Origin of the sequence: Streptomyces sp. NBC_01669 (assembly GCF_026339735.1) — a bacterium.
GTDB lineage: Bacteria > Actinomycetota > Actinomycetes > Streptomycetales > Streptomycetaceae > Streptomyces > Streptomyces yanii.
This window is the reverse complement of the sequence record NZ_JAPEQG010000001.1, coordinates 397,791-423,257: the sequence shown is the minus strand read 5'-3', so window position 1 is coordinate 423,257 and position 25,467 is coordinate 397,791. Positions and strand designations below refer to the sequence as shown.

General features: G+C 69.4%; 23 protein-coding genes and 1 pseudogene. 7 read left to right on the top strand and 17 right to left on the bottom strand.

What is annotated here, in order from left to right:
* Nucleotides 1-26: 26 nt before the first annotated feature.
* Both OG972_RS01980 and ltrA read left to right on the top strand, forming a co-directional pair.
* Nucleotides 27-560, top strand: coding sequence for an HPP family protein (locus OG972_RS01980; protein WP_266977953.1), 534 nt, complete (start codon nucleotides 27-29; stop codon nucleotides 558-560).
* A 909-nt stretch (nucleotides 561-1,469) separates the two neighbouring features.
* Nucleotides 1,470-2,786 (top strand): group II intron reverse transcriptase/maturase, encoded by a 1,317-nt coding sequence (ltrA, locus tag OG972_RS01975; protein ID WP_266990225.1) that lies wholly within the window; start codon nucleotides 1,470-1,472, stop codon nucleotides 2,784-2,786.
* Nucleotides 2,787-2,882: 96 nt separating this feature from the next.
* Here the strand turns inward: ltrA and OG972_RS01970 are convergent.
* Nucleotides 2,883-3,808 (bottom strand): annotated as a pseudogene (locus OG972_RS01970) (ISAzo13 family transposase); the annotation flags it as partial.
* A 215-nt stretch (nucleotides 3,809-4,023) separates the two neighbouring features.
* Nucleotides 4,024-5,565, bottom strand: a complete 1,542-nt coding sequence (locus OG972_RS01965) for a M28 family metallopeptidase (protein WP_266977952.1) — start codon at nucleotides 5,563-5,565, stop codon at nucleotides 4,024-4,026.
* A 580-nt stretch (nucleotides 5,566-6,145) separates the two neighbouring features.
* On the opposite strand from OG972_RS01965, the gene OG972_RS01960 reads away from it, so the two are divergent.
* From OG972_RS01960 to OG972_RS01945, 4 genes are all read left to right on the top strand, one after another.
* A complete protein-coding gene (locus OG972_RS01960) occupies nucleotides 6,146-6,280 on the top strand; it encodes an arylamine N-acetyltransferase (protein WP_323135943.1) in 135 nt (44 codons plus the stop codon).
* Between the two features lie 737 nt (nucleotides 6,281-7,017).
* Nucleotides 7,018-7,899, top strand: coding sequence for an alpha/beta fold hydrolase (locus OG972_RS01955; protein WP_266977951.1), 882 nt, complete (start codon nucleotides 7,018-7,020; stop codon nucleotides 7,897-7,899).
* Nucleotides 7,900-8,476: 577 nt separating this feature from the next.
* Entirely contained in the window at nucleotides 8,477-9,658 is a 1,182-nt protein-coding gene (locus OG972_RS01950) for a PP2C family protein-serine/threonine phosphatase (RefSeq protein ID WP_266977950.1), read from the top strand.
* The gene (locus OG972_RS01945; RefSeq protein ID WP_266977949.1) at nucleotides 9,655-9,999 is read left to right on the top strand and encodes a carboxymuconolactone decarboxylase family protein; all 345 of its coding nucleotides are present in this window, start codon (nucleotides 9,655-9,657) and stop codon (nucleotides 9,997-9,999) included. The genes OG972_RS01950 and OG972_RS01945 overlap by 4 nt, the downstream gene beginning before the upstream one ends.
* Before the next feature lie 57 nt (nucleotides 10,000-10,056).
* Here the strand turns inward: OG972_RS01945 and OG972_RS01940 are convergent, their stop codons facing one another.
* The 4 genes from OG972_RS01940 to OG972_RS01925 form a co-directional block, all read right to left on the bottom strand.
* Nucleotides 10,057-10,470, bottom strand: coding sequence for an STAS domain-containing protein (locus tag OG972_RS01940; protein WP_266977948.1), 414 nt, complete (start codon nucleotides 10,468-10,470; stop codon nucleotides 10,057-10,059).
* A gap of 140 nt (nucleotides 10,471-10,610) precedes the next feature.
* On the bottom strand, nucleotides 10,611-10,973 hold the full coding sequence (locus OG972_RS01935) for a DUF488 domain-containing protein (RefSeq protein ID WP_266977947.1): 363 nt from the start codon (nucleotides 10,971-10,973) through the stop codon (nucleotides 10,611-10,613).
* A 95-nt stretch (nucleotides 10,974-11,068) separates the two neighbouring features.
* Nucleotides 11,069-11,944, bottom strand: a complete 876-nt coding sequence (locus OG972_RS01930; RefSeq protein ID WP_266977946.1) for a hypothetical protein — start codon at nucleotides 11,942-11,944, stop codon at nucleotides 11,069-11,071.
* Between the two features lie 730 nt (nucleotides 11,945-12,674).
* Nucleotides 12,675-12,995, bottom strand: a complete 321-nt coding sequence (locus OG972_RS01925) for a transposase (protein WP_266990221.1) — start codon at nucleotides 12,993-12,995, stop codon at nucleotides 12,675-12,677.
* A gap of 134 nt (nucleotides 12,996-13,129) precedes the next feature.
* Here OG972_RS01925 and OG972_RS01920 point away from each other — a divergent pair, with 134 nt between their 5' ends.
* Nucleotides 13,130-13,810, top strand: a complete 681-nt coding sequence (locus tag OG972_RS01920; protein WP_266977945.1) for a phosphatase PAP2 family protein — start codon at nucleotides 13,130-13,132, stop codon at nucleotides 13,808-13,810.
* Between the two features lie 7 nt (nucleotides 13,811-13,817).
* Here OG972_RS01920 and OG972_RS01915 read toward each other — a convergent pair whose 3' ends face one another.
* From OG972_RS01915 to OG972_RS01865, 11 genes are read right to left on the bottom strand one after another with little or no spacing between them, the layout of a single operon-like run.
* Entirely contained in the window at nucleotides 13,818-15,152 is a 1,335-nt protein-coding gene (locus OG972_RS01915) for a glutamate-1-semialdehyde 2,1-aminomutase (protein WP_266977944.1), read from the bottom strand.
* Nucleotides 15,153-15,159: 7 nt separating this feature from the next.
* Complete coding sequence (rfbC, locus tag OG972_RS01910) at nucleotides 15,160-15,711, bottom strand: dTDP-4-dehydrorhamnose 3,5-epimerase (protein WP_266977943.1); 552 nt, start codon at nucleotides 15,709-15,711, stop codon at nucleotides 15,160-15,162.
* Complete coding sequence (locus OG972_RS01905) at nucleotides 15,708-16,949, bottom strand: polysaccharide pyruvyl transferase family protein (protein ID WP_266977942.1); 1,242 nt, start codon at nucleotides 16,947-16,949, stop codon at nucleotides 15,708-15,710. The genes rfbC and OG972_RS01905 overlap by 4 nt, the downstream gene beginning before the upstream one ends.
* A complete protein-coding gene (locus tag OG972_RS01900; RefSeq protein WP_266977941.1) occupies nucleotides 16,946-17,893 on the bottom strand; it encodes a glycosyltransferase family 2 protein in 948 nt (315 codons plus the stop codon). The genes OG972_RS01905 and OG972_RS01900 overlap by 4 nt, the downstream gene beginning before the upstream one ends.
* On the bottom strand, nucleotides 17,890-19,179 hold the full coding sequence (locus tag OG972_RS01895; RefSeq protein ID WP_266977940.1) for a hypothetical protein: 1,290 nt from the start codon (nucleotides 19,177-19,179) through the stop codon (nucleotides 17,890-17,892). The genes OG972_RS01900 and OG972_RS01895 overlap by 4 nt, the downstream gene beginning before the upstream one ends.
* A gap of 5 nt (nucleotides 19,180-19,184) precedes the next feature.
* Nucleotides 19,185-20,474 carry a DUF4910 domain-containing protein gene (locus tag OG972_RS01890; RefSeq protein WP_266977939.1) on the bottom strand — a complete coding sequence of 430 codons (1,290 nt, stop codon included), beginning with the start codon at nucleotides 20,472-20,474 and terminating at the stop codon, nucleotides 19,185-19,187.
* Nucleotides 20,462-21,487 (bottom strand): NAD(P)-dependent oxidoreductase, encoded by a 1,026-nt coding sequence (locus OG972_RS01885; protein WP_266977938.1) that lies wholly within the window; start codon nucleotides 21,485-21,487, stop codon nucleotides 20,462-20,464. Before OG972_RS01885 ends, OG972_RS01890 begins: the two co-directional genes overlap by 13 nt.
* A 3-nt stretch (nucleotides 21,488-21,490) precedes the next feature.
* On the bottom strand, nucleotides 21,491-22,138 hold the full coding sequence (locus OG972_RS01880) for a PIG-L deacetylase family protein (protein ID WP_266977937.1): 648 nt from the start codon (nucleotides 22,136-22,138) through the stop codon (nucleotides 21,491-21,493).
* Nucleotides 22,135-22,962: a glucose-1-phosphate cytidylyltransferase gene (locus tag OG972_RS01875; protein WP_266977936.1), complete on the bottom strand. Its 828-nt coding sequence runs from the start codon at nucleotides 22,960-22,962 to the stop codon at nucleotides 22,135-22,137. Before OG972_RS01875 ends, OG972_RS01880 begins: the two co-directional genes overlap by 4 nt.
* Nucleotides 22,959-24,194, bottom strand: coding sequence for a class I SAM-dependent methyltransferase (locus OG972_RS01870; RefSeq protein WP_266977935.1), 1,236 nt, complete (start codon nucleotides 24,192-24,194; stop codon nucleotides 22,959-22,961). The genes OG972_RS01875 and OG972_RS01870 overlap by 4 nt, the downstream gene beginning before the upstream one ends.
* A complete protein-coding gene (locus tag OG972_RS01865) occupies nucleotides 24,191-25,465 on the bottom strand; it encodes a glycosyltransferase (protein WP_266977934.1) in 1,275 nt (424 codons plus the stop codon). The genes OG972_RS01870 and OG972_RS01865 overlap by 4 nt, the downstream gene beginning before the upstream one ends.
* Between the last annotated feature and the right edge of the window lie 2 nt (nucleotides 25,466-25,467).

The window sequence follows — 25,467 nt, the reverse complement described above, 5'->3', positions numbered from 1 at the left end:
CGCTCGCAAAGAAGAAGGAGGCGACCATGGAGGAGCAGAAGCCGGGGGCGGTCCACGGTGAGCAGGAGGTCTTGGCGCGGACGGTCGCTGTCGTGATGCGCACCGGTGTGGTCACGATCGATGTCGACGAAACCGTGCTCGTGGCCTGGGAGTTGCTGGAGCGTTCCGGCTTCCGTCACCTTCCGGTCGTGCATCCGGATGGTCGCTGTGCCGGCCTGCTGGACAGGGCCGACGTGGCGGTCGTCTGTGCGGCACCGGCCGCCTCGCTGTCCGGCCTGCGCGTGGGCGACCTCCTGCCCGCCCGCAGGTTGGCGCTCGTACATGTCGAGCAGACCGTACGCCACGCAGCCGACCTCATGAGCTATTCCGAAGCCGACGCCCTGCCGGTGCTGGAGGAAGACGGGCGTCTCGCCGGGGTGCTGACCGCAGCCGACATCGTCGCGGCCCTCGCCGGTCGTCCGGCGCAGAAGGAACCCGCCGACACGCGGCCGCGGGCCCCGTCCACGGTGTTGCCTGGACTCCCGCCTCGGCGGGGCTACCGTGGAGCGGCGGTTCCCTGAGCGGCTACCACTGAACTGAGGCGCGCTTACCGAGGTGACACCTGGTAAGGCTGTCCTGGTGTCACCTGATGTCGGCGTCAGGTCCGTCAGGGCCCGAGCACGCAGGCGAGGTCCCGCGCTTCCTCATTCGCCCGCTTGCGGTCTCAGGTGTGTCCACACTGTGGCTGTTCGGCCCCTCGCCGGTCGGCCAGCTGACCTGGCCCACCTGACCATCACCGACCCGTTCAAGGATGTGGGAGAACAGCCGGTGTTCGACCTTGTTCCATTGTGCGTCCAGAAGGCTGGAGGTTGATCATGTAGGCGGTTGATCGCCAGTCGTAAGCTCGTCGTCGCTTGCCGGTGCGAGTCCGGTCCGGGTAGCTGCCAGGAGGCCCGGTAGCAGGCTGGCGGCATCGGGGGGAAACGCCCGGTGTCGAAGCCCAGCGTCAAAAGCCCTTCAGGGGGAGCAACCGTACGGTCCGTAGCATCAAGCGAAGCCTGCCGCGTCGTGAAAATCCCCATCGTGAGGTGGGACAAGGGAGAGCCGAGCCCGGAGTGTCAGGGCGAAGGCCATGGAAACGGCGAAGATCCTGGAATCGCAGCCGTGAGGAACTCCCCGGCGTAAGGGGCGCGGAACGTTCGGATAGTGACGGCGGGAACTGGAGAGGCCCTCCCCGGCCCGGTGGCCTGCGCGCAGATGCCGCCGGAAGCTGGGTGCCCTATAACCGATGACCTCGGGAAGTGGGTGCTGGTCGGGTGGGCGTCAGAGGCGGCCGTAGTACTGCTGGAGCCGAGCGGACAACATAACCGCCGGTGAGGGAAGGGCCGCTGCTTCGTCGATGCGTAGAGATGTGGAGGAGGGGCCCGGTGAGTGCCCAGGTGGCTAGTCCCGCCGACGGGGGACGTTCTCCCTCGGATCCGGTCCGTGCCTTGCAGCATGCGCTCTACCGGGCGGCCAAGGCTGATCCCGGACGGCGGTTTCACGCGCTGATGGACAAAGTCTCGCGCAGGGACGTCCTATGGCGTGGGTGGGTGGCGGTGCGCCGGAACAACGGCGCTCCGGGTATCGACCGGATCACCGTGGAGGAGGTTGAGGAGTACGGGGTGGCCCGGCTCCTCGATGAACTGGCCGTGGAGCTGAAGACGGGCAGCTATCGTCCGCTTCCGGCGCGTCGGGTGTTCATACCCAAGCCCGGCACGCTGGAGCAAAGGCCGCTGTCGATCCCTTCGGTGCGCGACCGGATCGTCCAGGCCGCGTGGAAACTGGTGGCGGAGCCGGTGTTCGAGGCGGATTTCCTTCCGTGCTCGTTCGGGTTCCGTCCCCGGCGCGGTGCCCATGATGCGCTCCAGGTACTCATTGATGAGTCCTGGCGGGGGCGCAACTGGGTGGTGGAGACGGACATCGCCAACTGCTTCGAGGCGATTCCGATCGAGAAGTTGATACAGGCGGTCGAGGAACGCGTCTGTGACCAGTCGTTCCTGAAGCTGCTGCGTGTGATGCTGCGCGCGGGGGTCATGGAGGAGGGGCAGGTCCGTCGGCCGGTAACCGGAACCCCACAAGGCGGGGTTGCATCCGCCTTGCTCTGCAATGTCTACCTGCACCGGATTGACCGGGCATGGGACGAGCGGGAGCACGGGGTTCTGGTGCGTTACGCCGACGATGCCGTGGTGATGTGCAGATCCCGGAAGCAGGCCGAAGCCGCGCTGGCGCGGCTTCGGGAACTGCTGGCCGAGCTCGGCCTGGAGCCGAAGGAAGCCAAAACCAGGATCGTGCAGCTGAAGGTGGGAGGCGAGGGAGTGGACTTCCTCGGCTTTCATCATCGGATGGTGAACGCGCCCGCTCTCAAAGGGAGACGGCCGTTCCCCTTCCTCGCCCGCTGGCCCGCGGACAAGGCGGTGCGGCACGCACGGGAGCGAATCCGGGAACTGACGGACCGCTCCCGGCTGCTGCTGCCCACCGAGGTGGTGGTTCAGGACCTCAACCGGTTCCTGACCGGCTGGGCCGCATACTTCAAGTACGGCAACTCAGCACACCGCTTCGGGGTGATCAGGGAGTACGTGCGGATGCGGATGGCGCTGTTCATCGGCAAACGCCACAAACGCTCCCGTGGCTTTGGACGGTACGTGGTGTCGTATGCCTCCCCGGACCATCTGGGCCTGGTCAGCCTCTCTGGGAACGTCGTCGCCCCCAGGCCCTTCCGGGACTGGCGGGGGAAGCCGAATGCCGGTGGTGAACGGCGTCGGTGAGCCGTGTGCGGGAGAACCGCATGCACGGAATCGAGGTGGCGGGGGCTGGAAACGGAACGCACGTGCTGTGTCACCGCGCCAGTCCCCGACCCTATTTGAAGTGCCTGGAGGAAAGTGACATACGGTGATCTCCAGGCCTGTCTCGACGGCCGGGGCAGCCAGCTCGAACTTCCAGGCGCGGGTGCGGTATCCGTTGGACCCGCCCGCATCCGCGGTGATCAGAAGGTGCCGGGAGGCGGGGTACGCGATGCGGCCGGCCGCATGCCACCAGCGGCGGATCGAGGCGACGGCGAAGGCGGCGGTGTCGTGGTCGGTACCGACGCTGACCCAGCCAGACTCCGCCGTCAGGTCATAGATTCCGTACGGGATCGCCTTGCCGAGATCGGCGTCGGGGAAGTCGTGAGTGCGGACCTGGACCGGAACGCCCTCGCGATGCCACTCACGTCCGGCGTTCTTGTAGTTCCCGACCATCTCCTTCTTTTTCGTGTCGACGCTCACCACCGGGTCTCCCGCGGCCTGGAACTCCTTGGCCTTGCTCGTTGATATAGCGGAACTGTGCATCCCTGTCGTGATGTTGTGCACCTTCAACGGGTGGCGTTGCCCTGCAGGCTGAAGCCCTCCTCGCGCAGCAGGACGGCGACGGTGTCCGCCGAGACCCGGTGGCCCTGCCGGGTCAGATCGCCGGCCAACTGCCGGGTCGACTTCACCGTCCACCGCAGCGGCGAGATCGGATCCCCGCGCACGTCCGGCTCGACCAGCGCCAGTAGCGCGGGCCGCAGCCCCGGATCCAGGTCCACCGCCCGCTTGCGGCCCCCGCCCACCCGGCGGACCCGTCCCAACGGCGCCTCCCCGGATTCCAGTTCAGCTACCCCGTGCGAGACGGTGCCCTCACGCACCCCGGCCGCACGGGCGACAAGCCTGATCCCGCCGTGTCCCAGCGACCGGGCCTCTGCCCCTATGACCAGCCGACGCTGGCACTCGTCCAAGTGCGGGGACAACGCCTGGAACTTCGCCGTCAGCATCGAATCGGCCCCCTCTGGAATCCCCACACCACAACAACGAGGCACGATCCCGGAAGCGACGGCTTGTTCCCGGCAAGCCCTGACTACCCGGCCTTGGATCAAGCCCACCTGCCAGGGTCTCCCTCCGCAAGGAACCGTAGCGACCGCGCATCCCGCCGCAGCATCGAAGGGGAGGGCCGGACAGTCCGGCCCTCCCCTCCCGTGTGTACCGGGAGTTACTCGGTGACCTCGTGGTCGTGGCCCTCGTGCAGGCCACCGCCGCTGCCCGCCGAACCCTTGGTGTTCTGCGGTGCCACCGGCTTGCTCAGAAGGCTGGTGTCCCAGGCGTACTGGCCCACCGCGTTGGCGATGACGTCGACGTTGACGTCGAACGCCTTCATGTTGATGTTCTTCAAGGTGTCGCAAGCGGCGTGGTAGCAGGCGTCGTACGCGACACCGGCCTTACCGCCGTACACCTTTGCCTGCTCGGCCGTCTTGATGCCCTCGGCGCCGGTGAAGGTGCCGCCCGAGGGGATGCCCACCTCGATGAACGGCCCGTAGTCCGACCGGCCGGTGAAGTCGGTGCCCTCGTGCGGGGTGCCCCGGCTGTCCAGGTAGTCGGTGATCTGCCTCTCCAGCTGCGCCGAGCCCTCCGGGCCGGGGCCGGCACCGACTTGGTCGGAGTCGTCGCCGTCGTAGACGAACTGGGCGTAGTTCGGCGAGGCGATCATGTCGAAGTTCAGGTACAGCTTGACCTTCGCAAGGTCCGCCGCCGAGAGGCTGTTGACGTACGCCTCCGAGCCCAGCAGGCCGAACTCCTCAGCCGACCACCAGGAGAAGCGCACCTTGTTCTTGACGTTCTTGTGGGCAAGGTTCAGGGCCACGTCGAGAATGCCCGCGGAGCCGGAGCCGTTGTCATTGATGCCCGGGCCGGCCGCCACCGAGTCCAGGTGGGCGCCGAACATCACCACGTTGTCGGCGTCGCCGCCCTTGGTCTCGGCGATCACGTTGTAGGTGTGCCGGGTCTCCGCGAAGGTGCGGATCTCCAGGTTGACGGTCACTGCGCCGGCGGCGGCCTTGGCTGCGAGCGCCTCGCCGTCCGCCTGCGTGACGCCGCCGGTCGGGATCTTGGCGACGGACGGGTCTCCCAGGGTGCCGTTGAGCGCGCCCTCGGTGTTGTTGTAGATGATCGCGCCGACCGCGCCCGCACCGGCGGCGGTCTCCTGCTTCTGCGCAAAGGTGCAGCCGCCGCGCTTGATCAGCGCGATCTTGCCGGTGAACGTCCCGGGGGCGTAGTCCTCCGGCTCGCAGCCGGTGGTGGCGTCGACCGGCACCACCGAGACCGGGGCGGTGATGCCGCCGACCGGGCTGCTGGCGGAGTACGTCATGGCGATCACCGGGACGTCCTGTTGCTGCGGCGACACCACCCGCAGGCTCTGCGCCAGCGTCTGGGCGAACGGGTAGTCGAACTCGTTCCGGGTCACCAAGTACCCGGCCTTCCTCAGTAGGCCTTCGACGTACTCGGCCGACTGCCGGTGCCCCTCCGACCCGGCCACCCGGGTGTTCCCGTTCTTGTCGGCGATCCGCTGGAACTGCTTCAGATGCTCGTAGGCATCCCCGGCGTTGCTCTTCTTGACGAGCTTCTTTGCGAGCTTGGCAGCCTCCTTGGCAGGGTCGCTGTGGGCGGAGGCGGTGCCCGATCCGATCAGCAGCAGCGGCGCTATGAGCCCTGCGACAGATACGGCGGCTACCGTGGTGCGGCGGTTCCGAGCGTTCAAAGCGCTTCCTTCCGGCGGTCCATGAGACATAGGCGTAATTGCCGAAAACTGGCCGAACGACATACGGCGGTACTCCGGGGCAGGCAGGGACGGCCGGATCGCTCCGCCCCCTGCCACCGGCAAGGAGAAAGGTATCTGCTCAGTAAACGCTTGGTAATGGGTTGACGGGAATCTTCCGCGCCGACGCCACCCGTGCGCGGGTGCCAGCGCACCGATCGGCTGCTGATTCAACCGGAGTTGACTGGAAGTCACCGGTGCTGACCAGTGCCGTGACCGGCCATGTTTGCCCCATGAGGAGCGTCGTCCAGGGCGTGCGATCGCAAGGCGGCCGGACGTCCTTGGATGGGGTCTCCCCCGCTCGAGCGGAGTTGAGAGCTTGGGGAAGGAGCTTCCAGGGCTTTTGGCCGACGCGGAAGGGGGTCCCCCCTGGCCCTTAAGCCTTGGGGGAGTGCGTGTTGGGCGGTGCGACGGGGTAAAGCTTGCCGGGGGGCACTAGAGTCCAGGGCGTGTCGAAGGTGGATGCCGGCCGCTATCCGGAGCCACTGGGTGTCGCGGCTCCCGACGCGCCGTCAGTGGCGGGCTGCGGGCGCTGCACGCCGCGCATGTTGCCCGGGTGCCGTACGAGACGCTGGAGATCCATCTGAGGCGGGCGACCACGGTGGATCCCGAGGAGTCGGTGGCCCGGATCCTCCGGGGGCGCGGCAGCTATTCGTGACCCAGTCCGGTCGTGGGCTGCGCTTCAGAGGAAGGTAGCGGGAGGTGGATGCGAAGAAGAGGACGACCACGAGGCCGGTCAGTGTAAGAACCACGATCACGAATCCCGTTGAACTCTCGTTCGACCGTCAAGCTCCGAGATCGGAAAGACAACAGCCTTACAGGACACAGCGCTTGGCGACATCGATGATGCTCTCGCCTAACTGGATGACACCAGAAGCTGTTGACGTGCCGTCATCCCGACCTGAATCAGCAGGTGCAGGACGACGCCGCGTCTTGGTCGGACAAGTGGCGCTGTTCGCCGGGTGGCGTGAGGAGCTGGTGACCTGCCGCAGGTTCGGTCCGGCCGCCCCCAACTACGCGGGCGTCCGGCTGGCGGCCGACGTCCGCCGTTCGCACAACGCATTCTCGCAGACGAACCGGCGAACCCGCAGGCACAGCCGAACCCGCTTGCCTGCACTGGGCACGTCAGCGGGAAACCGCAGATGGGAGCTGTGAACCCGCTCCGACCAGCCCGCGCACCCAGCGCGGTCGGCCCCGGCCATCGTGCACTGGGCTCGATCCGTATCGCCTCATTGCTCACGCCGACCGACAGCACCGCGATGTCCCGGACCGACGGGAACAGAAGCTCTTCCAACCGGAGCACCTCTCGCATTGCACCAGCCGCTGCGGAACGGGCAGGCCAAGCGTTGCTAATACCGGGTGCGCTCAAACGGGCGATGCTGGGACACTCCCAGCATGCCGAATGTTGAAGCCTCGCCCGCAGTGTCCATCGAGTACGAGACTTTCGGTGATCCCTCTGATCCGGCCGTCCTGCTCGTGATGGGCTTCAGTGCCCAGATGATCGCCTGGCACAAGAACTTCTGTCGTGCACTCGCAGAACGTGGACGCTACGTTATCCGGTACGACAACCGCGACTGCGGGCTGTCCACCAAGTTCGACGATCACCCTGTCGACATGGGCCGGTTCATCAACGCTGTGAGCTCGAGAGATATCTCGTCCGCCCTCGCGATGGTGCCCTACACACTGCAGGACATGGCCGACGACGGCCTCGGGTTGCTCACCGCGCTCGGAATTGAACGAGCTCACGTGGTCGGATCCTCGATGGGCGGCATGATCGCCCAGACGATGGCTATCAGCCAGCCGACGCGAGTGCTGACCCTGACGTCGATGATGTCCTCGACCGGCGAGCCCGACTATGGCCGGCCCAGCGCCGAGGCCCAAGCAGTGCTCTTCAGCCCGAAGCCGCCAGATCGCGAGGGGTACATCGCAGTGGCGGAAAGCGAACTGGTGTGGTCTTCCAAGCGTTATGGCAACCCCGCACTCCTTCGTGAGATGGCTGCCGAAAGTTACGACCGCGCTTACTATCCAGCCGGAGTCGGGCGGCAACTCGGAGCAATGATCCTCGGTGGCTCACGCGCTGACGCACTCCGCAGGCTTCGAGTACCGACCTTGGTGATTCATGGTCTGGATGACACGCTGATCGACCCCAGTGGCGGGAAGCGCACCGCCGACCTGGTGCCCGGAGCGAGGCTCTTGCTGCTTCCAGGAATGGGACACGACCGCCCCCGCGAACTCTGGCGCGAGATCATCGACGCCTTGGACACGCACACTCGCTGAGCGCTCCCTCTCGTAGGCCGAGGCTGCGTCGCCACGCGGTGATGTCAGCGTCGGCGCCGAACGGTGGATTCTTTCCAGGACCTTGCGGTAGCCCGGCCGGTTACCGTTCGGCTTGAGGCAGCCGGGGCCGGCGAAGGTCTGGCTGTGTTCGCTTTCCTCGGCGAGGGACCAGTGCTCATCCAACCGCGTGCACGATGCGTTCGCGAAGATCGATAGCAGTAGCACTCCGGCGGATGGCAGTGCTTCGTCGTGCAGCTCAGTGAGACGGTCTCCGACCCTGGGTGAATTGATCGTTCCGAACAGGTCAAGGGCATGGATCGGGTCTCCTGGGGCGGGCACAGGGACGGCGCGCCGCTTGGGTCTGCTCCCGGTCGGGTGAGCGCGTAGTGTGACAAGGCAGGCGACATGATGACGGCGCCCGACGGCGCCAGGAGGAAGCGCCATGGCGCACAGCCCGTGGCAGAAGCGGGGGCGGGGCCAGGCCCGGGACGGCGTGGCCGTGCGGCCGCCGCAGCGTGCTCTGGACCGGGACCGACTGCGGCGCCTGCTGGGCGCGGTCGGGGCGGTCAGCGCCGACATGGACACCCACACCGTGCTGCACCGCATCGTGGAGGCTGCCACCGACCTGGTTGCCGCGCGCTATGGGGCACTGGGGGTGCTCTCGGAGAGCGGCAAGGTCATCGACCTGATCACCGTGGGCGTCGACGATCTGCACCTGTGCGCTGCCCTGGGCCTGCCGCAGGGCCATGGGCTGCTGCGCACGATGGTGGACGACCGGGAACCGTTGCGGGTGGCGGATGTGGCCGCGCACCCTCGTTCGGTCGGCTTCCCGCCCGGGCATCCGGTCATGCGGACCCTGTTGGGCGTTCCGCTCGTGGTGCGCGGCACGGTCTACGGCGACCTCTATGTCGCCGACAAGCTGGATGGCACGCCCTTCGATGACGATGACGAGGGCCTGCTGACGGCGTTGGCCAGTGCCGCGGGCGTCAGCCTCGAAAACGCCCACCTGTATCAACAGCTCAAACGCGCCGCCGAGCACTTTCAGCGCCGCATGCTGCCTGTCCTTCCCGACCTTTCGCCACTCGAGGCCGCGGCCCGCTATGAACCCGCGTCCGAACTGCCGAGGCTGGGCGGGGACTGGTACGACGCCATGGTCCTGCCCGATGGCGCCACCTGCGTCGTGGTGGGTGACGTGACCGGTCACGACGTGGAGGCCGCCCCGCTGATGGGACAGATCCGCAACATGCTGCGGGCGATCGCCCTCGACCGATGCGGGCCGCCCGGCCTGATCATGTCAAAACTGGACCACGCGCTGACGATGTTCGACGACCCGCCCACAGCCACCCTGATACTCGGCCGCATCGAGCATGGCCGTGCAGTGGGCGGGGGGTACACCTTCGGCTGGAGCAACGCCGGGCATCTGCCGCCGCTGCTGGTCGGCGCGGATGGCAGCACGCGCTACCTGGCGCCCGCCCGTCACGGAATCCCGGTGGGCATCGACGCGTCCGTCCCCCGGTTCAGCCACGACCACCCCCTCCCGCCCGGCAGCACGCTGCTGCTGTTCACCGATGGGCTGGTCGAGCGCCGCGACCAGGACATCGACACCGGACTGGATGACCTGGCCGAACAGGCCGCCCGCCTGGCCACGGCACCGCTGGAGGAGCTGTGCGACGCTCTGATCAGCCGAAGCCGGCAGGTGTTCGACGACGACGTGGCCCTGCTGGCCCTGCGCACCCCCTCGGACAGCCCGGCGCAGTGAGAGACACGCGCCCGCCACCAGCACCGCTTTCCGAGATCGGACAGCGACGCGCCGAGCCCGCCCCGGCCATCAACGAGGCGTTCGACAACTTCAGCCGTGCCGTCTTCGCGGAGGGCGCGCTGCGGGAGAAGACCAAGCAGCTGATCGCCGTCGCCCATGTGACCCCGTGCCCGTACTGCATCCAGGGGCACACCCGCCCGGCCCAGCGCAAGGGTGCCGACCCGCAGGAGATCATGGAAGCGATCGGGGTCGCGGCCGAGATGCGCGCAGGCGGCGCGTACGCCCACTCCACCCTCGCCCTGCACGCTATGAAGGAGACCGCACCCCACACGCAGCCGTGAACCTCCCACGGGGTCGGCCGCCATCTGGACACCCGGCTCGGCGACGCCGCGCGTTCCTCAGTCCGAGGTGGGATGCGGCCAGTGCGCGAGGCTGCCGGGCGAGGGGACTGACTGCGCCGCTTCCGCCACCGAGGGGTAGATTTCGTAGCTCTCGCGCATGCCGCTGAGGTCGAAGATCCTGAGCACCCGGCTCGACACGGACGCGATATGCAGCGAGCCCTCGTGTTCACGGATGCGTTTCGTGATCGCCACGATCACGCCCAACCCCATCGAATCCATGAAGGCGACGAAGCCCAGGTCCAGGACGAAGTGGCGGTGTCCCTCATCGAGAAGCTTGATCACCGCTTCGCGGATCATGGGCGCGGTATGGGCGTCCACCTCACCGTCGACCTCCACAACGGTCCAGCCGTCGACCACGTCATAGCTCACGATCATGCTCTCGTGCCGGACGATGTTCGTTCGCATGGCCATCCCTCTTCACTTCTTTGGACGGCGCAGGATCCGCCAGCACGATGAGGCCTGGACGATCAACCCACATCCCGATCGCGGTCTGCCACGGACCGGTTGGCGCGGATGACGGAGACCGTCACCGCTGGTGTCCCGCGTGATGGTCACCGGCTCTTGGCCAGCCACTCGGCGAGAACAGCGGCCTGGATATGGTCCGCATCCTTGGTGGCGGTCAGCGGCATGAGCTTGTTGTGTGTTGCCAGGTCACGCAGATGCTCGGCCGCCTCGTGATGCCCGGTGTCGTGCCGTTCTGCCAGGTAGCGGCGACGGAATTCGGTGAAGCGGCTGGGCTCATGGCCATACCACTTGCGCAGTTCGCTGGACGGGGCGACATCACGCAGCCACTCGCCCGGATGCGCGTCCTCCTTGCGCATGCCCCGGGGCCAGACCCGGTCGACCAGCACGCGCTTGCCGTCCTTCGGCGCAGCTTGCTCGTAAACTCGGCGGTACGTGATCTGTTTGGCCATAACGGTGCCCTTCCAGATCGGTCGGCCGCCTCGGCCTTGAGCGGGTGGATGGCTCCGCACCCTTGCTTGAAGCGGACATTCCCGACTCGCCCATTTTATCGGGGACTGGTGACGCGAACCCGTCGGGGCTCTGCAGGGTCGGTCATGAAGCGTCGCCCGGTGGGGAGCGGCGCCGTCCAGGGCGGCGCATTGACGAGGAGCATGGCGTCGCACCTGACCTCCGCATGTCTGATCATGTCCCGCATCTTGCCTGCGGGAGGGGTGTAGGTAAGGCACGGCCGGGTGTGGAAGGCCCAGCGGTATGCCTCTGCCACGCCGCGCTTCCAACTGTCCGACGACACTGTCTCCTGCGGGGCAGGCGCGCTGCGCTGGGCAAAGTGCAGGACACGAGACCAGGTGGCGGCATCCGTGGACAGAAAGCCGCGCCTCGCCCGGAGGGCGGGCGTCCACAGGGCGCCGACATACGGGGGAGCGGTTCGCCCGGCGGCTCGGTAGCGCCTGAAGCCCCGGGTAGGGATGAAGTGCCGACCGTCCCACGCCGTGCGCGTATGGAGTTCCTGGAGGGGACTCCTCCAGGAACTGCCGGGACCGGTCGTGAACGGAGAGCCGGTCAGCAGAAGCGCGGAGGTGCCCGTACCAGTGTTCTCCGCCCGGCGGGTGGAATGAACCGCTGCGCTGTACACCTTGCCGTTCGTGACGTTGTGATGGGTCGCCAGCGGAGCAGGGCCTCCGAGGTGGCGGCGCAGGACATCGACGAGCCGGGACCCGTCAGACGCGTCGTCATGTACGTGTGACATCCAGACCGTCAGCGGGGCGCTGGGCCAGGAGACGATCGAAACCGCGGGGGAGACGGCTGTGGACCACCAGCTGATCGCTCCCACATAGAGGTCCGCCGGGGCCAACCCCGCCGGGGCGGCTTCGGCTACCGCCATCTTCCCGAGCGGTCCTCGCAGGATGACATCGTCGTCCAAGGCGCCCCCTTGTCGTTGTACAGCGTTGTTCGGTGGGCTGATCTTGCCCATACCTCTGACAACGGTTGAGGGAGGAGGCGGCGCGATGAGACGCGGACGCCGGCAGACAGCGGCTGGGGCCCGTTGAGTGAGCTTGAGGGGGAGTGGGACGCCGTGATGGTCGATCTGTTTCCGATGACCTCGCACGTGGAGTGCGTGGCCATCCTCGAACCTGCGAACAAGGGTGCCTGACCTGCGGTTTCGCGACGTGTGGTAGTCGTGCGACCTGTTTCCGTCCGTACATGCGATCGAGACCTGCGATCGAGCGGCCAGTTCGGCCCGAGAACCCGTTCCGACCTGGGGATTCGCGGTCAGACCCACGATGGGGACGGCGTCGGTGGCGGGGTTTGTTCACGATTCTTGACGCTCTCATGACGCTTGCGGGTAAGCCGGAATCGGTGGAGTCTCGGCGCCCGGAGGTGAGCGCCGTGCACCGCTGGCAGGAAGAAGTCAAGGACGTTCGCCTTGCGCGGGCTTGGAGAGGGAAGGTTCGTGGAGTCGAGCCCAGACGAGGTTGGCCGCATCCCGTTTCGTAGCGTCCCTGAAGCCAAGACAGCGGCCGCTGCGCAGCCGGAGTCCTGCAGGAAGGCGTCATCCACGACGTATCACGATCGCGGTTTCGGCGACACTCCGTGGCTCCGGTACGGAAAATCGATCCGGAACCGAAATTCGCGGAGTGTTGACCCGCGGACTATCCAACGGCGGTTTGCCGCGACCGCATTGTATTGTCAGTTCTCGTGGGCGCGGCATCGCGGTAGCGGCGGGGGCGACATGGCGTAGGTCCCGACGGGGCCAGGTGCATCGCATCTGTCGGATGGTCTGCGACGGTGTGCGGCGGGTAGTGCACGCGCTCATCGGCCCGCGCGGTGGTGGTCGCGACCATGCCGTTTCGGATCTGCCCGCGGGAGCCGGGGTACTGACGGGACACAAAGGCCGTGGCGTGCCCGGACTTACGGTCACCGGAGTCGTCCGGGAACAACGCCCCGCCGTCGTGGGGCGCGGTCGGAAACAGGAAGGCGCTGATTCATGGCTGCCCACCGGTCCGATGAAGGGCCGCACCTTCACCCTGCCTCAAGAAGTCAAGACCCGGAACACCATCCACCGATCACGGCAAACCACCGCAGGTCGACCGGACGCGGTGGGCATGTGACCGGCCGGCCGGCGCCCGCGGTGCTGCCCCCATCGCTGCGCGCGTGGCTCGGGCTGATCGCGGCCCTCGCCGCGCTGGTGGTCGTCGTGCTCGGGGTCCTGTACGCCGGCCACAGCGAGCCCGGCAGCGTGGACGTGTGGATCCAGTCGGCGGTGGACGGTGTGCGGTCGCCGTGGCGGAACATCGCCCTGGCCATGGACTTCTTGGGGGAGCCCGTGGGAGCGGCGACGCTGGTCGTGGCCACCGTGACGGGCTGCCTGCTGCTTCGGCGTCCTCGCGCAGCGGTGCTCATCGTTGCCGGCGTCGCCATGGCCGTGGGGGCGGCGACGCTGCTGAAGTACCTGGTGGGACGCACCATCCACGGCGGCAATCTGTCCTACCCGAGCGGGCACACCGCCTTCCTCACCGCGCTCGCCCTCGTGGTGGCGCTGCTCGCGACCGGCCTGCTCGGCCTCGGCAGGACGGCCGGCACGTTACTCGTCCTCGCCGCGGCGCTGGTTGCCGGCGCCGCCATGGGCTGGGCGCAGGTCGCCCTGGGCGCGCACTACCCGACCGACGTCCTCGGCGGCTGGTGCACCGCGCTGGCGGTGATTCCGGCGACCGCGTGGCTGGTCGACCGGATGGCTGACCGGCTGGTCGATGGGATGGCCGACGCCGTTCGGCGGGAGCGTCGCTGACGTCACGTCACGCCAGGCGGCGGAATACGGGCTTCACCGGTCGTCCGGCCAGCCAGGGGGTGGGGTCTGCGGCGTCCAGTGCCTTCCGGTACACCGCACATGCCTGGGCCACCACGTCGACGGTGTGATCGATGTCGGCGTCGCTGAGCGCGCTGCTCACCACGAACGACGGGGCCAGCACCCCGCCCGCGAGGAGCCTGTGCAGGAACAGGGTGCGGTACTGCTGCGACGGCTGCCGGTTCTCGTCGAGGGTGGCGAAGACCAGGTTGCTGGCCCGGCCTCGGACGACGATGTGGTCGCCGACGCCCATGCCGGCCGCGGCGTCGCGGACACCGGCGGCCAACCGCTCGCCGAGGGTGTGGAGCCGCGCGGTGACGCCCTCTTCGACGTAGGTGGTGAGCACGGCCATCGCGGCGGCCAGCGAGTGCGTTTCCGCACCGTGCGTGGTGGACAGCAGGAACACCCGGTCGCCGGAGTGACGCAGCCCGCCCCGCTCCATCAGATCGCGGCGCCCGGCCAGCGCGGAGATGGCGAACCCGTTGCCCAGTGCCTTGCCGAACGTGGAGAGGTCGGGGACGACGCCGTACAGGCCCTGGGCGCCCGCCTCGGACCAGCGCAGGCCGGTGATCATCTCATCGAAGATCAGTACGCAGCCGTGCCGGTCGGCCAGCTCGCGCAGGCCGGCGAGGTACCCGGGCGGCGGCTCGGTGTGACCGGCAGGTTCGAGGATCAGACAGGCGACCTCGTCCTGGTACCGGGTGAGCAGCTCCTCCGTGGCGGCCAGGTCCCCGTAAGGGAACGCCACGGTGAGTTCGGTGGTCGCCGCCGGAATACCGGCGGACATCGGCGTGGTGCCGATGAACCAGTCGTCGACGGAGAAGAACGGATGGTCGCCGCAGATGGCCACCCGCGGGCGCCCGGTGACGGCGCGGGCGAGTCGCACCGCGGCGGTGGTGACGTCGGAGCCGTTCTTCGCGAACTTCACCATCTCGGCGGTCGGCACCGTGGCCAGGAAGCGTTCCGCGGCCTCGACCTCCACGATGGACGGCCGGACGAAGTTGCTGCCGCGGTCGAGTTCCCGCCGCACCGCCTCGATCACGCGTGGGTGGGCGTGGCCGAGGCTGACCGACCGCAGGCCGGAGCCGTACTCGACGTAGCGGTTGTCGTCGATGTCCCACACGTGGGCACCGCGGCCGTGGCTGATGACCGGGGCCAGGTTCTCGGGGTACTGGTCGTCGCCCTTGGCGTAGGTGTGCGCGCCCCCGGGGATCATGGCGTGCAGCCGCTCGTTCGCCATCCGCGACCGGGGCAGGAGGAACTCTTCGGTGCCTTCGGTTTCCACGCCAACCTCAACTCTCTTTTTGCTGCAGGGCTTCGGCGAGGCTCGGCGCCTCCCGGTCCCGCTGGGACATCGATGTGACCGGTAGCGGCCAGGGAATGGTGAGCTCCGGGTCGTCGAAGGCGATCGTCACGTCCTCGGCCGGATCGTGCGGGCGGTCGATCCGGTACGAGACGTCGGCGGTTTCGGTCAGAGCCTGGAAGCCGTGCGCGCACCCCGCCGGGATGTACAGGGTCACCTGCGTCTCGTCGGACAGCTCGAAGAAGGCCCGGCTGCGGTATGTCGGCGAGTCCGTCCGCAGATCCACGACGACGTCGAAGATCCTCCCGTACGAGCACCGCACCAGCTTGGCCTCGCCGGCGCCGGAGCGCAGGTGCAGGCCGCGCAGCACGCCCCGGACCGAGCGGGACAGGCTGTCCTGAACGAAGGCGTCCGGGTCGAGGCCCACCGAGCGGACCACGTCGGCGTCGAAGGTGCGGCAGAAGAAGCCGCGCTCGTCGGCGTACGGCGTCGGCTCGAACAGGTACGCGCCGGTGATCTCCGGGACTTGGGTCGCCTTCATGGAGCCTTCCGCAAGGTGTGGGCGTGGTCGGCCGCAGGGAACAGGGCCGCGGTCAAGGAGTTGAACTGGTGCTCGAGTCGCCGGGCGGCGGCCAGGTTCCGCTCGGTGAGGGTCTGCCGCAGCTCGGCCGAACGCTTCTCCAGCGCACGGAACTGCTCGAGCAGCCGGTCGGCGTCGACCTCGCGCGCCGGGTGGCAGTACGCGCCAAGGCCCATCTCCGCCATGAGCGCGTCGCTCTTCGCTGCATAGCAGAGAGCGAGCACCGGCGTACCGGTCTTCAGCGCGCAGATCAGGTTGTGGTACCGGATCGCCACCACGGTGTCGGCAGCCGCCATCTCCTTCATCAGGTCGGCCAGTGAGGACGGCTCGGCAGCGGTGACCAGCGGCGAGTCCACAGCGTCGAGGATCGCGGCGACCACCGACGCGTCGCACTCGTCACCGGTGAGCAGCCGGACAGCCCTGCCCTCCTCGACCAGCGCGCGGACGAACCGGATCGTCCCGTCGAGGTAGCGCCGGTATATCTCATAGGCCCGAGCGCGATCGTCGTTGCCGCCGTGGAAGTCCATAACGCCGACGCAGACCGGGCCCGGCGGGGCCGACGGGTCCGAGGGCGCGCTCGCCCGCGGCGTCGGCAGGGCGAACGCGAGGTCCGGGTAGACCTCGTCGCGCGCGGTGTCCACGCCCATCGCCCGCATCGCGTCGCGAGACTGCGCGTCCCGGTACGACCGGTATGCGGCCAGCCGCGCCGACCAGCGCACCAGGGCCCGGGTTGGCCGGTTGCCGATCGTCGCGGCGCCTACGCTGACCAGCGCCACCCGGGTGCGCAGCAGCCGGCCGCTCGCGCAGAGCAGGAACAGCGAGTACGGGAAGCCCCACGGCCGCAGCGGCAGCGTGGCCTCCAGGACGCCCATGCCCGGGACGATCACCACGTCGTGCCGGCGCACCCAGGCAGCGGTGCGGAAGACATCGACGAGTTTGCCCAGCCCCTTCGCCGCGATCGCGCTCGCACGCGACGCGGTCCGGTACTCCCCGCGGTACCAGTGCAGCCGCGTCGCGGGGATCCCGAACCGGGTCGTCACGGCCTCGGGTCCGCCGCACAGCGCGTCCACGACCACCTCCGGGTGTTCGGCGCGGAGGTACCCGAGCACGGCCTCGAGCGATCCGTCGTTGCCGAGGTTGCCGGAGCCGAGCAGACCGAACACCCCGACGCGCACCGGGGTTTCGTTCGCGGGCGTCATGCCTGCCTCCCCTCACGACCGGCGACGAGGGCGTCGACGGAGACGGTGAGCCGGTCCGGGGAGACCGGGGCGCGGTCCTCGACCCGCTCGCCGGCGCCGGGCCGGACCCGGCTGGTCATCCATGCGGCCAGGCGGCGGTAGCACGCGCGCCGGTCGGCCGGGGACAACGGCGCCCGCCGGATCGCCGCGACGAAGCCCCAGACGTACTCGGCGAGCAGCCGGGGCGTGGGGTGCAGCGGGCCCGCCCGGCGCGGGTCCAGGTTGACGCACCGGGAGCGCTTGGACGGGTTCGCCCGTTCGGCGCGGGTGGGATGGTCGCGGCGGAAGTACAGCAGTTCCGGCACCTGGTGGAAGGGCCCGTGCAGGCCGATCTCGGCGACGAACGTGCGGTCCGCGTGGTGGTAGCTGTCCATCGGCTTCACCCGGCGCAGCACGTCGGCCCGCATCACCCCGTAGAAGTCGTCGCCACCCGGCTCGAACAACAGACTGCGGAAGCGCTCCGGCGCGTGCGGCGAGGCGGTGGCGAGCCCGTACTCGTAGGGGACCCTCACCTGGCCGTCGCAGTCGATGACCGCCTGGCCGGTGTGTGCGAGGATCATGTCTGGCCGCTCGTCCAGCGCCTGGACGCAGCGCCGCAGCAGGTCCCGGCCGTACAGGTCGTCGTGCGAGGCCCACTTGAACAGCTCGCCGCGGGACTCGGCGAACACATGGTTGTGGTTCGGCGTGGCGCCGATGTTCCGGGGCAGCCGGAGGTACCGGATGCGCGAGTCCCGCGCGGCGTACTTGCGGCAGATCTCCTGGGTCCCGTCGGTCGAGGCGTTGTCGGAGATGACCAGCTCGAAGTCCTCGTAGGTCTGGCCGAGCAGGGCGTCGAGCGACTCGGCCAAGTACTCCTCGCCGTTGTACACGGGCAGGCCGATGCTCAGCCTGGGTTGGGCAGTCATGAGGTCCTCACTTCGGGGATGGGATTGCGGTGGCGCTCGCGCAGGGCGGACCGCAGTTGCAGCCACCACACGGCCGAGCCGCTGACGGTCGCGGCGGCGACCCCCCAGGCCGAGCCGACCGTGCCGGCGGCGGCCGCCCCGCCGAGCCCGCCGCTGACATAGCAGGCGGAGGCGAACAACTGGCAGCGCAGGCTGCGCCAGGCCGTGCCGAGCGCGCGCAGCCCGGCCGCCGCGCCGGTGCCGAGGCCCGTGCCCGCGACGCCGAGGGTGACCGGCACGATGAGCTCCGAGGCGGAGTGCCAGACGCCGCCGAGCACCAGCTCGCCGAGCCGGCCAGGCATCAGCAGGAGCGCCGCGCCCCAGAGCAGCGCGCCGGCGGCCTGCCCCCCGCCCAGCAGGATGCAGAACGTGCCGAGCCGGTGCGGGGCCTGCCGTAGCACCCGTGCCGCCTCCGGGACCGTGACCAGCGAAAGCCCCATGAGCACCGCCAGGAACGGGCCGAGCAGGAGCTCGGCGCCCCGCACCGCACCCACCGCGCCGATCCCGACGATCGCGCCGAGCCCGTACGCCCGCAGCTGGCTCGCGCCACTGAGGCTGACGTTCTCGACCAGGTACCGGTAGCCGAGATCGCGCTGCTCGCGAAGCCACCCGCGCGCCTCGGTCATCCGGGGCCGGATGCCGGACTGGATGTAGCCGTACCCCGCCGCCACCGTGGCGGACGCGCCCCAGGCGAGCACGAAAGCGGCCACGCTGCCCACACGAACCGCCACCACTATGGCCGGGACGAGCGCGACACCCCACACGACGTCGTTGACGAACGCCTTCCGCCCGGCGCCGGCGGCGAAGAACGAGAACCGCCAGGCGTCCTGGAGCAGTAGCCCCGGCAACATGACACCAAGGGCGGCGAACGTAGGCCCCACGCGGCCGCCTAGGCCGAGCCCGGCCACCAGACACGCCGCGCCGAGGGCCGCCCCGATGCCGAGTGCGGTACCCGTCGACCAGGCCACCGCCCCGCGCCAGGACGCGTCCGGAACGCCGCTGAAGCGCACCACGAGCGGATCGGTGGCCAGCCCGCGGGAGACGTTGAGCACCACGCCGTACGTCACCCAGGCGAGGCTGAACACGCCGAACGCGGTCACCCCCAGCGAGCGGGCCACATAGATGCCCACCACGAAGTTGCTCACGCTGGAGGCCGCCTGGTCGGCCAGTCCCCAGGACAGCCGACCGACGAGGGCCCGCCTGGCGGATCCGGCCGATGCCGTCGCCTTCTCCCCCTCGATGGTCATCGGCGTCATCCCTTGATCAGCCCGGCGCCGTGCAGGGCGCCGGCCGCGGCGGCGACGGTATCGAACGGCAGCCCGGACCGCTCGGCGACGTCCAGCAGACTGTGCTCGCCGTCGGAGAGGCTGAGCACCCAGAGCATGGCCATCTGGGCCTGCTTCGCGTCGCTGCGGCCGCCGAGCGAGTCGTACAACCCGCGCCGGCCCAGCTGTGGCTCGCCGTAGGGGCTGAGGTTGACGTACTGCCGGTTGCGGTCAAGGACGGCGAATGCCTCGCGGCAGACGGCGAGAGTGTCCGCCATCGCCTCCGGGGAGACGAAGTCCAGGTTGTCCGCCGAGGTGTGGTACTCGGGGTACCCGGCGTACGGGGTCCGGCTGAGCGAGCCCACGCCGAGATCGAACCCGGGCGAGCAGAACTGCCGCTCGTCGTAGCCGTACGGAGTGAACTCGGCGACGCGGTGCGGGCGTTCGGAGGCGGCAAGCACGTGCCGCATCACCCGGTCGATCTCCGCGTCGCCGCGTCTGCTCTGTTTGTACGTCAGTTGGCCCGGGTCGCCGGCGCAGGCCAGCACAAGGCCGTGCTTGACCCGTTCCACCCGCTCCGCGTTGCGGGCTAGCCAGGTGATCGCCCCGATGGTGCCGGGCGCGTAGATGAACCGGTAGGTGTAGTATGGCGTTTCCTGTGCCTGCGCCAGCGCCCGGGCCAGGAACGTCGCCACCGCGATGCCGGCCAGGTTGTCGTTGGCCAGCGACGGGTGGCAGACGTGGCAGGAGACGATCACCTCGTCGGTGACCTGCCCGGGGACCACGTGCTCGGCGTAGGTGAGGTGGCCGTCCGCGAACGTGGAGTCGATGCGCACCTCGTACTCGCCGTCCGGCAGCGCGTCCAAGGTCTCCTGGGCCAGGCAGAACCCCCATTCCGGCTTGTAGTAGCTGGTGCGGTACGGCACCCAGGCCGGGTGGTCCGGCAGGGTGTGCAGGTGCGCGCGAAGCTCGGCCAGCGGCATGGTCGCCGACACCGGCACGCTGTAGCCGAGCACGTGCAGGCTGGACGCGGCGAAGTCGACGACCCGATTGCCCGCGGTGTCGGCGACGTACGCGTCCCGGATGTTCCACTCCTGCGGCACCGTCCAGTCGAGCACTTGCGTCCCGGTCGGCACCTCGTGCACCTGCAGCGGGACGTACTCGCCGACGATCTCCAGGGTGGCGCGCACACCGTCGCCGGTGATGCTCCGGCACAGCGGGTACAACCGCTCCACCAGCGCGTGCATCTCTTCACCGGCCGCGGTCATCGGCGCCACCGCAGGGTGTCGTCGACGGCGCCGGCGTCGGACGCCGCGCGCAGCACGGCCAGCCGGGTGAAGCGTCGCTCGAAGTCTTCCCGGGTCAGCCCGTATTTCCGGTAGTTGTCGGCGAGTTCGAGCGCGCCCTGCTTCACCGTCCACTCGCAGTCGAAGCCGGGCACCGCGGCGCGGAACCGGGAGAAGTCCACCCGGTACGACCGCGGATCGGCACCGGTCTCCCCGGTGATCACCACCTTCGAGCCGGATACCGCCTCGGCGACCTGCTCGGCGATCTCGGCGACCGTGACGTTGTTGATCTCGCTGCCGATGTTGAACGCCCGGTCGTGCACCGATTCCCGCGGCGCGACCAGCGCGGCCGCGAAGGCCCGTGCGATGTCGGCGGCGTGCACCAGCGGGCGCCAGGGGGTGCCGTCGGAGAGCACCAGCACCTCGCCGGACAGGAGCGCGTGGCCCACCAGGTTGTTCAGCACGATGTCGGCGCGCAGCCGGGGTGAGTAGCCGAAGGCGGTGGCGTTGCGCATGAATACCGGGCTGAAGTCGCCGTCGCAGAGCGCGTGCAGGTCGTCCTCCACCCGCACCTTGGACTCCGCGTACGGCGTCACTGGGCGCAGCGGGGCGTCCTCGGCCACCAGGTCGTCGCCGCCGGCGGCGCCGTAGACCGAGCAGGTCGACGCGTACAGGAAGCGCCGCACTCCGGCCTCGCGGGCCAGCCGGGCCAGCCGTACGGACGCGTGGTGGTTGATGTCGTAGGTGAGTTCCGGCGCCAGCGATCCCAGCGGGTCGTTGGACAGGGCGGCCAGGTGGATCACGGCGTCCACCCCGGCCACGTGTTCGGCCGTGACGTCGCGCAGGTCCGCCCGCGGCCCCGGCGGGTCCGCGGGCGGCGGGCCCAGCACGCAGTCGGCGAACAGGCCGGCGTCCAGCCCGACGACCTCGTGCCCGGCGGCCGTGAGGACCGGGGCCATCACGGTTCCCAGGTAGCCCTGGTGCCCGGTCAGCAGTACGCGCAAGGTTCATTCCTCCAGGTCGAGAGTGAGTTTGGTGACGGCGAACGCCTCGGCGTAGCGCGCGTTGCTTTCGATACCACGGATCCGGGCCAGCCCGAGGAAGGCTTCCCGGTCGTACCAGGGCCGGTGCTGCTGCGAGGGGTAGTGCTCCTGCAGCAGCCGCACCTTTTGTTCGGCGATCTCCGGCGACAGCGGCTGGTACGCCGCCGGACGGCCGAGGTCGCCGTCCCACTTGACGATCTCGTAGCCGAGCACCAGGTGGTCGCGGAACGCGGTGGTCATCAGCTTCGCCAGACCGCGGTGATCCTGGTGCGCGTCATCGGTGCGCGGGGCCAGCACGAGATCCGGCTCTGTTCCCGCGCGCAGCTCCTCGACCGCGGCCTTGGCCTCGTCCCAGCGCGCGGGCAGCCGGCCGTCCGGCAGCTTGTGCACGGTCAGCCGCAGGTCGGCGCCCGGGCAGAAGGCGGCGAGCGCGGCCTGCTCCTCCTGCTCCCGCTCGCTGCCACCGCCGGAGAGCACCAGCGCGTCGACGCGGATACCCGGCCGCGCGAGGCACATCGTCAGCAGCGTGCCGCCGGCGCCGATGGCGATGTCGTCGCAGTGCGCGCCCACCGCGACGATCCTGTCCAGGCGCCGGGCCCCGAGCCGGATCACGCCCTCGCTCCGGCACCGTGCCTGCTGCCGGTCGCGCTCGCCCCCGCGCCGTCCCGTTCCCACACGGTCCACGGGCGGTCGCCTTGGGCGTAGGCAGCGTCGAGCGCGGCCCGCTCCTTCACGGTGTCGGTCGGCTTCCAGAAGCCGCGGTGCTGGTGCGCCACCAGCCGTCCGCGCTTGGCCAGTTGGGCGCAACCGTCAGCGACCAGGTCCCCGTTCTCCGGGATGTGGTCGAAGACCTCCTGACGGAGCACGAAGTAGCCGCCGTTCTCCCACAGCGGCATGTCACTCACCGCGGTGATGCCTCCCACCAGGCCGTCCTCGCCCAGTTCCACGCAATGGAACGAGGACTGCGGCGGCACCACCATCATCGACGCACCGGCGTCGCGCCGGGCGAACCGGTCGATCATCTCCGGCAGCGGGGCATCGGTGAGCACGTCGGCGTAGTTGGCGAGGAACATCTCGTCGCCGTCCAGGTGGTGCCGCACCCGGCGCAGCCGCTCCCCGATCGGTGACTCGATGCCGGTCTGCGCGAACGTGATCGTCCAGTTGGCGATGTCGGTGGACAGCAGCTCGGTCCGCCCGCCCCGCAGCACGAAGTCGTTGGACGTCGTCTCCTCGTAGTTGAGGAAGAAGTTCTTGATGTGGTGAGCCCCGTACCCGAGACACAGGATGAACTCCGTGTGCCCGAAGTGTGCGTAGTAGCGCATGACGTGCCAGATCAGCGGCCGCGGGCCGACCATCGCCATCGGCTTGGGCGTGTCGTCGGAGGCTCCGTTGCGCATACGCAGCCCGTAACCGCCGCAGAACAGAACGACCTTCATGGCTTGACCTCGACAATGCTCAGTTCCGGAATGGGAAAGACCAGCCGGCCGCCCCACTCGTGCACGAAGGACAGCTGCTCGACCAGCTCGGCCCGCAGGTTCCACGGGAGGACGAGGACGTAGTCGGGTTTGTCGGTGCTGATCTGCTCGGGCGGCAGGATCGGGATGCGGGTGCCCGGGGTGAACCTGCCGTGCTTGTAGGGGTTGCGGTCGACCGTGTACGGGAGCAGGTCGGGCCGGATGCCGCAGTGGTTGAGCAGGGTGTTGCCCTTGCCCGGGGCGCCGTAGCCGACGACCGTCTCGCCGCGCTCGGCCGCCTCGATGAGGAACCGCAGGAGGTCCCGGCGCACCTTGGCCACCCGAGCGGAGAACTCGGTGTACCCGGACAGCTCCTGCAGCCCGGCGGCCTTCTCCCGGTTCAGCACGTCGGCCACCCGACGGGTCGGCTCGCCGGCCACCTCGGCCGGCCGGGCCCACAGCCGGATGGATCCGCCGTGCGTGGGCAGCAACTCGACGTCCACGAGCGCGAGTCCGCCGCTCGCCAGCGCCCGGATCGCGGACGCGACCGTGTAGTACTGGAAGTGCTCGTGGTAGATCGTGTCGTACTGGTTCTCTTCGATCAGGGTCAGCAGGTGCTGCACCTCGATGGAGACCCAGCCGTCGTCGGCGACCAGGGCGCGCAGCCCCCGGGTGAACCCGACCACGTCGGGGATGTGCGCGTACACGTTGTTGGCCACGACCAGGTCCGCCGGGCCGTGCTCGGCGCGGACGTTGGCGCCGGTTTCCGGGTCCAGGAACTCCGTGAGCGTGGGCACACCCGCGTCCCGCGCCGCGGCACCGACGTTCACCGACGGCTCGATGCCGAGGCAGCGGATCCCGCGGTCCACCACATGCCTCAACAGGTACCCGTCGTTGCTCGCGACCTCGACCACGAAGGCGTCGGGGCCGAGACCCAGCCGCTGTACGGCGTCGGCGACGAACGTGCGCGCGTGCTCCACCCAGGAGGTCGAGTAGGAGGAGAAGTAGGCATACTGCGTGAACGTCTCCTCCGGCGTGATCAGCGGAGGGATCTGCGCGAGCCAGCAGTCGGTGCAGACCCGCAGATGCAGCGGGTACGCCGGCTCCGGCAGGTCCAGTTGGTCCGCGGCGAGAAAGCTTTCACACGGCGGGGTCGTCCCCAGATCGACGACGCTCCCCATCGCCGCCGAGCCGCAGAGTCGGCATCGTGTCATTTACTGCCCCCATCTCTGCTCGCGCGGGTGCCCCGCCGCGAGCCAGCGTTTTCGTTCCCTACCGGCGGCGCGCTGTCCCCGCCGCCGGACCGACCCGCGATCGCGGTGCGGTATCCCTCCACCAGGCGCTCCAGCCCGACGGCCGGGCTGAAGTGCTGCTCGTAACGGCGCCGGGTCGCCTGGCCCATCTCCCGGTTGCGGGCCGTCTCGGCCGTGATCCGGCGCAGGCAGGACGCGAGCGAGGCGGGCTCGCCCGGCCGGTGCAGCAGCCCGGTCACCCCGTCCTCGACGAGTTCGACGAAGGCGCCGTGACCGGCGGCGACGGCCGGGACCCCCGCCGCCATCGCCTCCACGACCACCAGGCCGAACGCCTCCAGCCACGTGGAGGGAGCCACCACGGCGATCGACCGCGCGATGGCCTGCCGGCACTCCGCCTGGTCGTACAGGCCGACGTACCGCACGTCGTCCCGGCCCGCCGCCCAGGCGGTCACCTCTCGCTCCAGCGGCCCCGCGCCGGCGACCACGAGCGGCACGCCCACACCGCCGCCGACGGCGATCTCGTCCCACGCGGCCATGAGCAGCCGCACGCCCTTGGCCTCCGCGAGCCGGCCGAGATAGAGCAGATGCTCGCCATCGCCATCTCGGCGGGCGCCCGGTTCGGGCACGAAGTTGTGCTTCACCGCCAGCCGCTCGGCCGGCATGCCGGCCCGCACCAGGACGTCGCGCTGCGCCGCGGAGATGCAGAAGAACCGCTCCACGCCGGACCACCACCGCCGTCGGTTGACCGACAGGCTGACCGCGAGCGGCACCGTAGCCAGCCGGGAGCTCCGGTAGCAGCCGTGCCGGACGGCGGGCAGCGGAGCGGACCCGACGCACTCGGTGCACGGCCGGCCGTCCCGCTGCAGCGTGCCGGGCGGGCAGACCTGGGTGTAGTTGTGCAGCGTGGCGACGGCGGGCACACCGGCGTCGGCGCAGGCGGCCAGCACCGCCGGCGACAGGAGCGGGAAGACGTTGTGGACGTGCACCACGTCCGGCCGCTCGGTGCGAAGCCGGGCGGCGAGCTCCTTGCGGACCGCCGGGTTCCACGGCACCAGCAGCGGTACCGCGACCTTGCTCAGCAGGGATCGGGCAGCGATGTCGTCGCTGCGCCGCTCGAACACTTCGACCCGGTGGCCGGCCCCGCGCAGCAGTGCCACCTCCTGGTCGACGACCTTGTTCTCCCCGCTCGGCTGCGCCGAGGCGTAGCGGTTGTGCACCACGAGGACGTGCATGC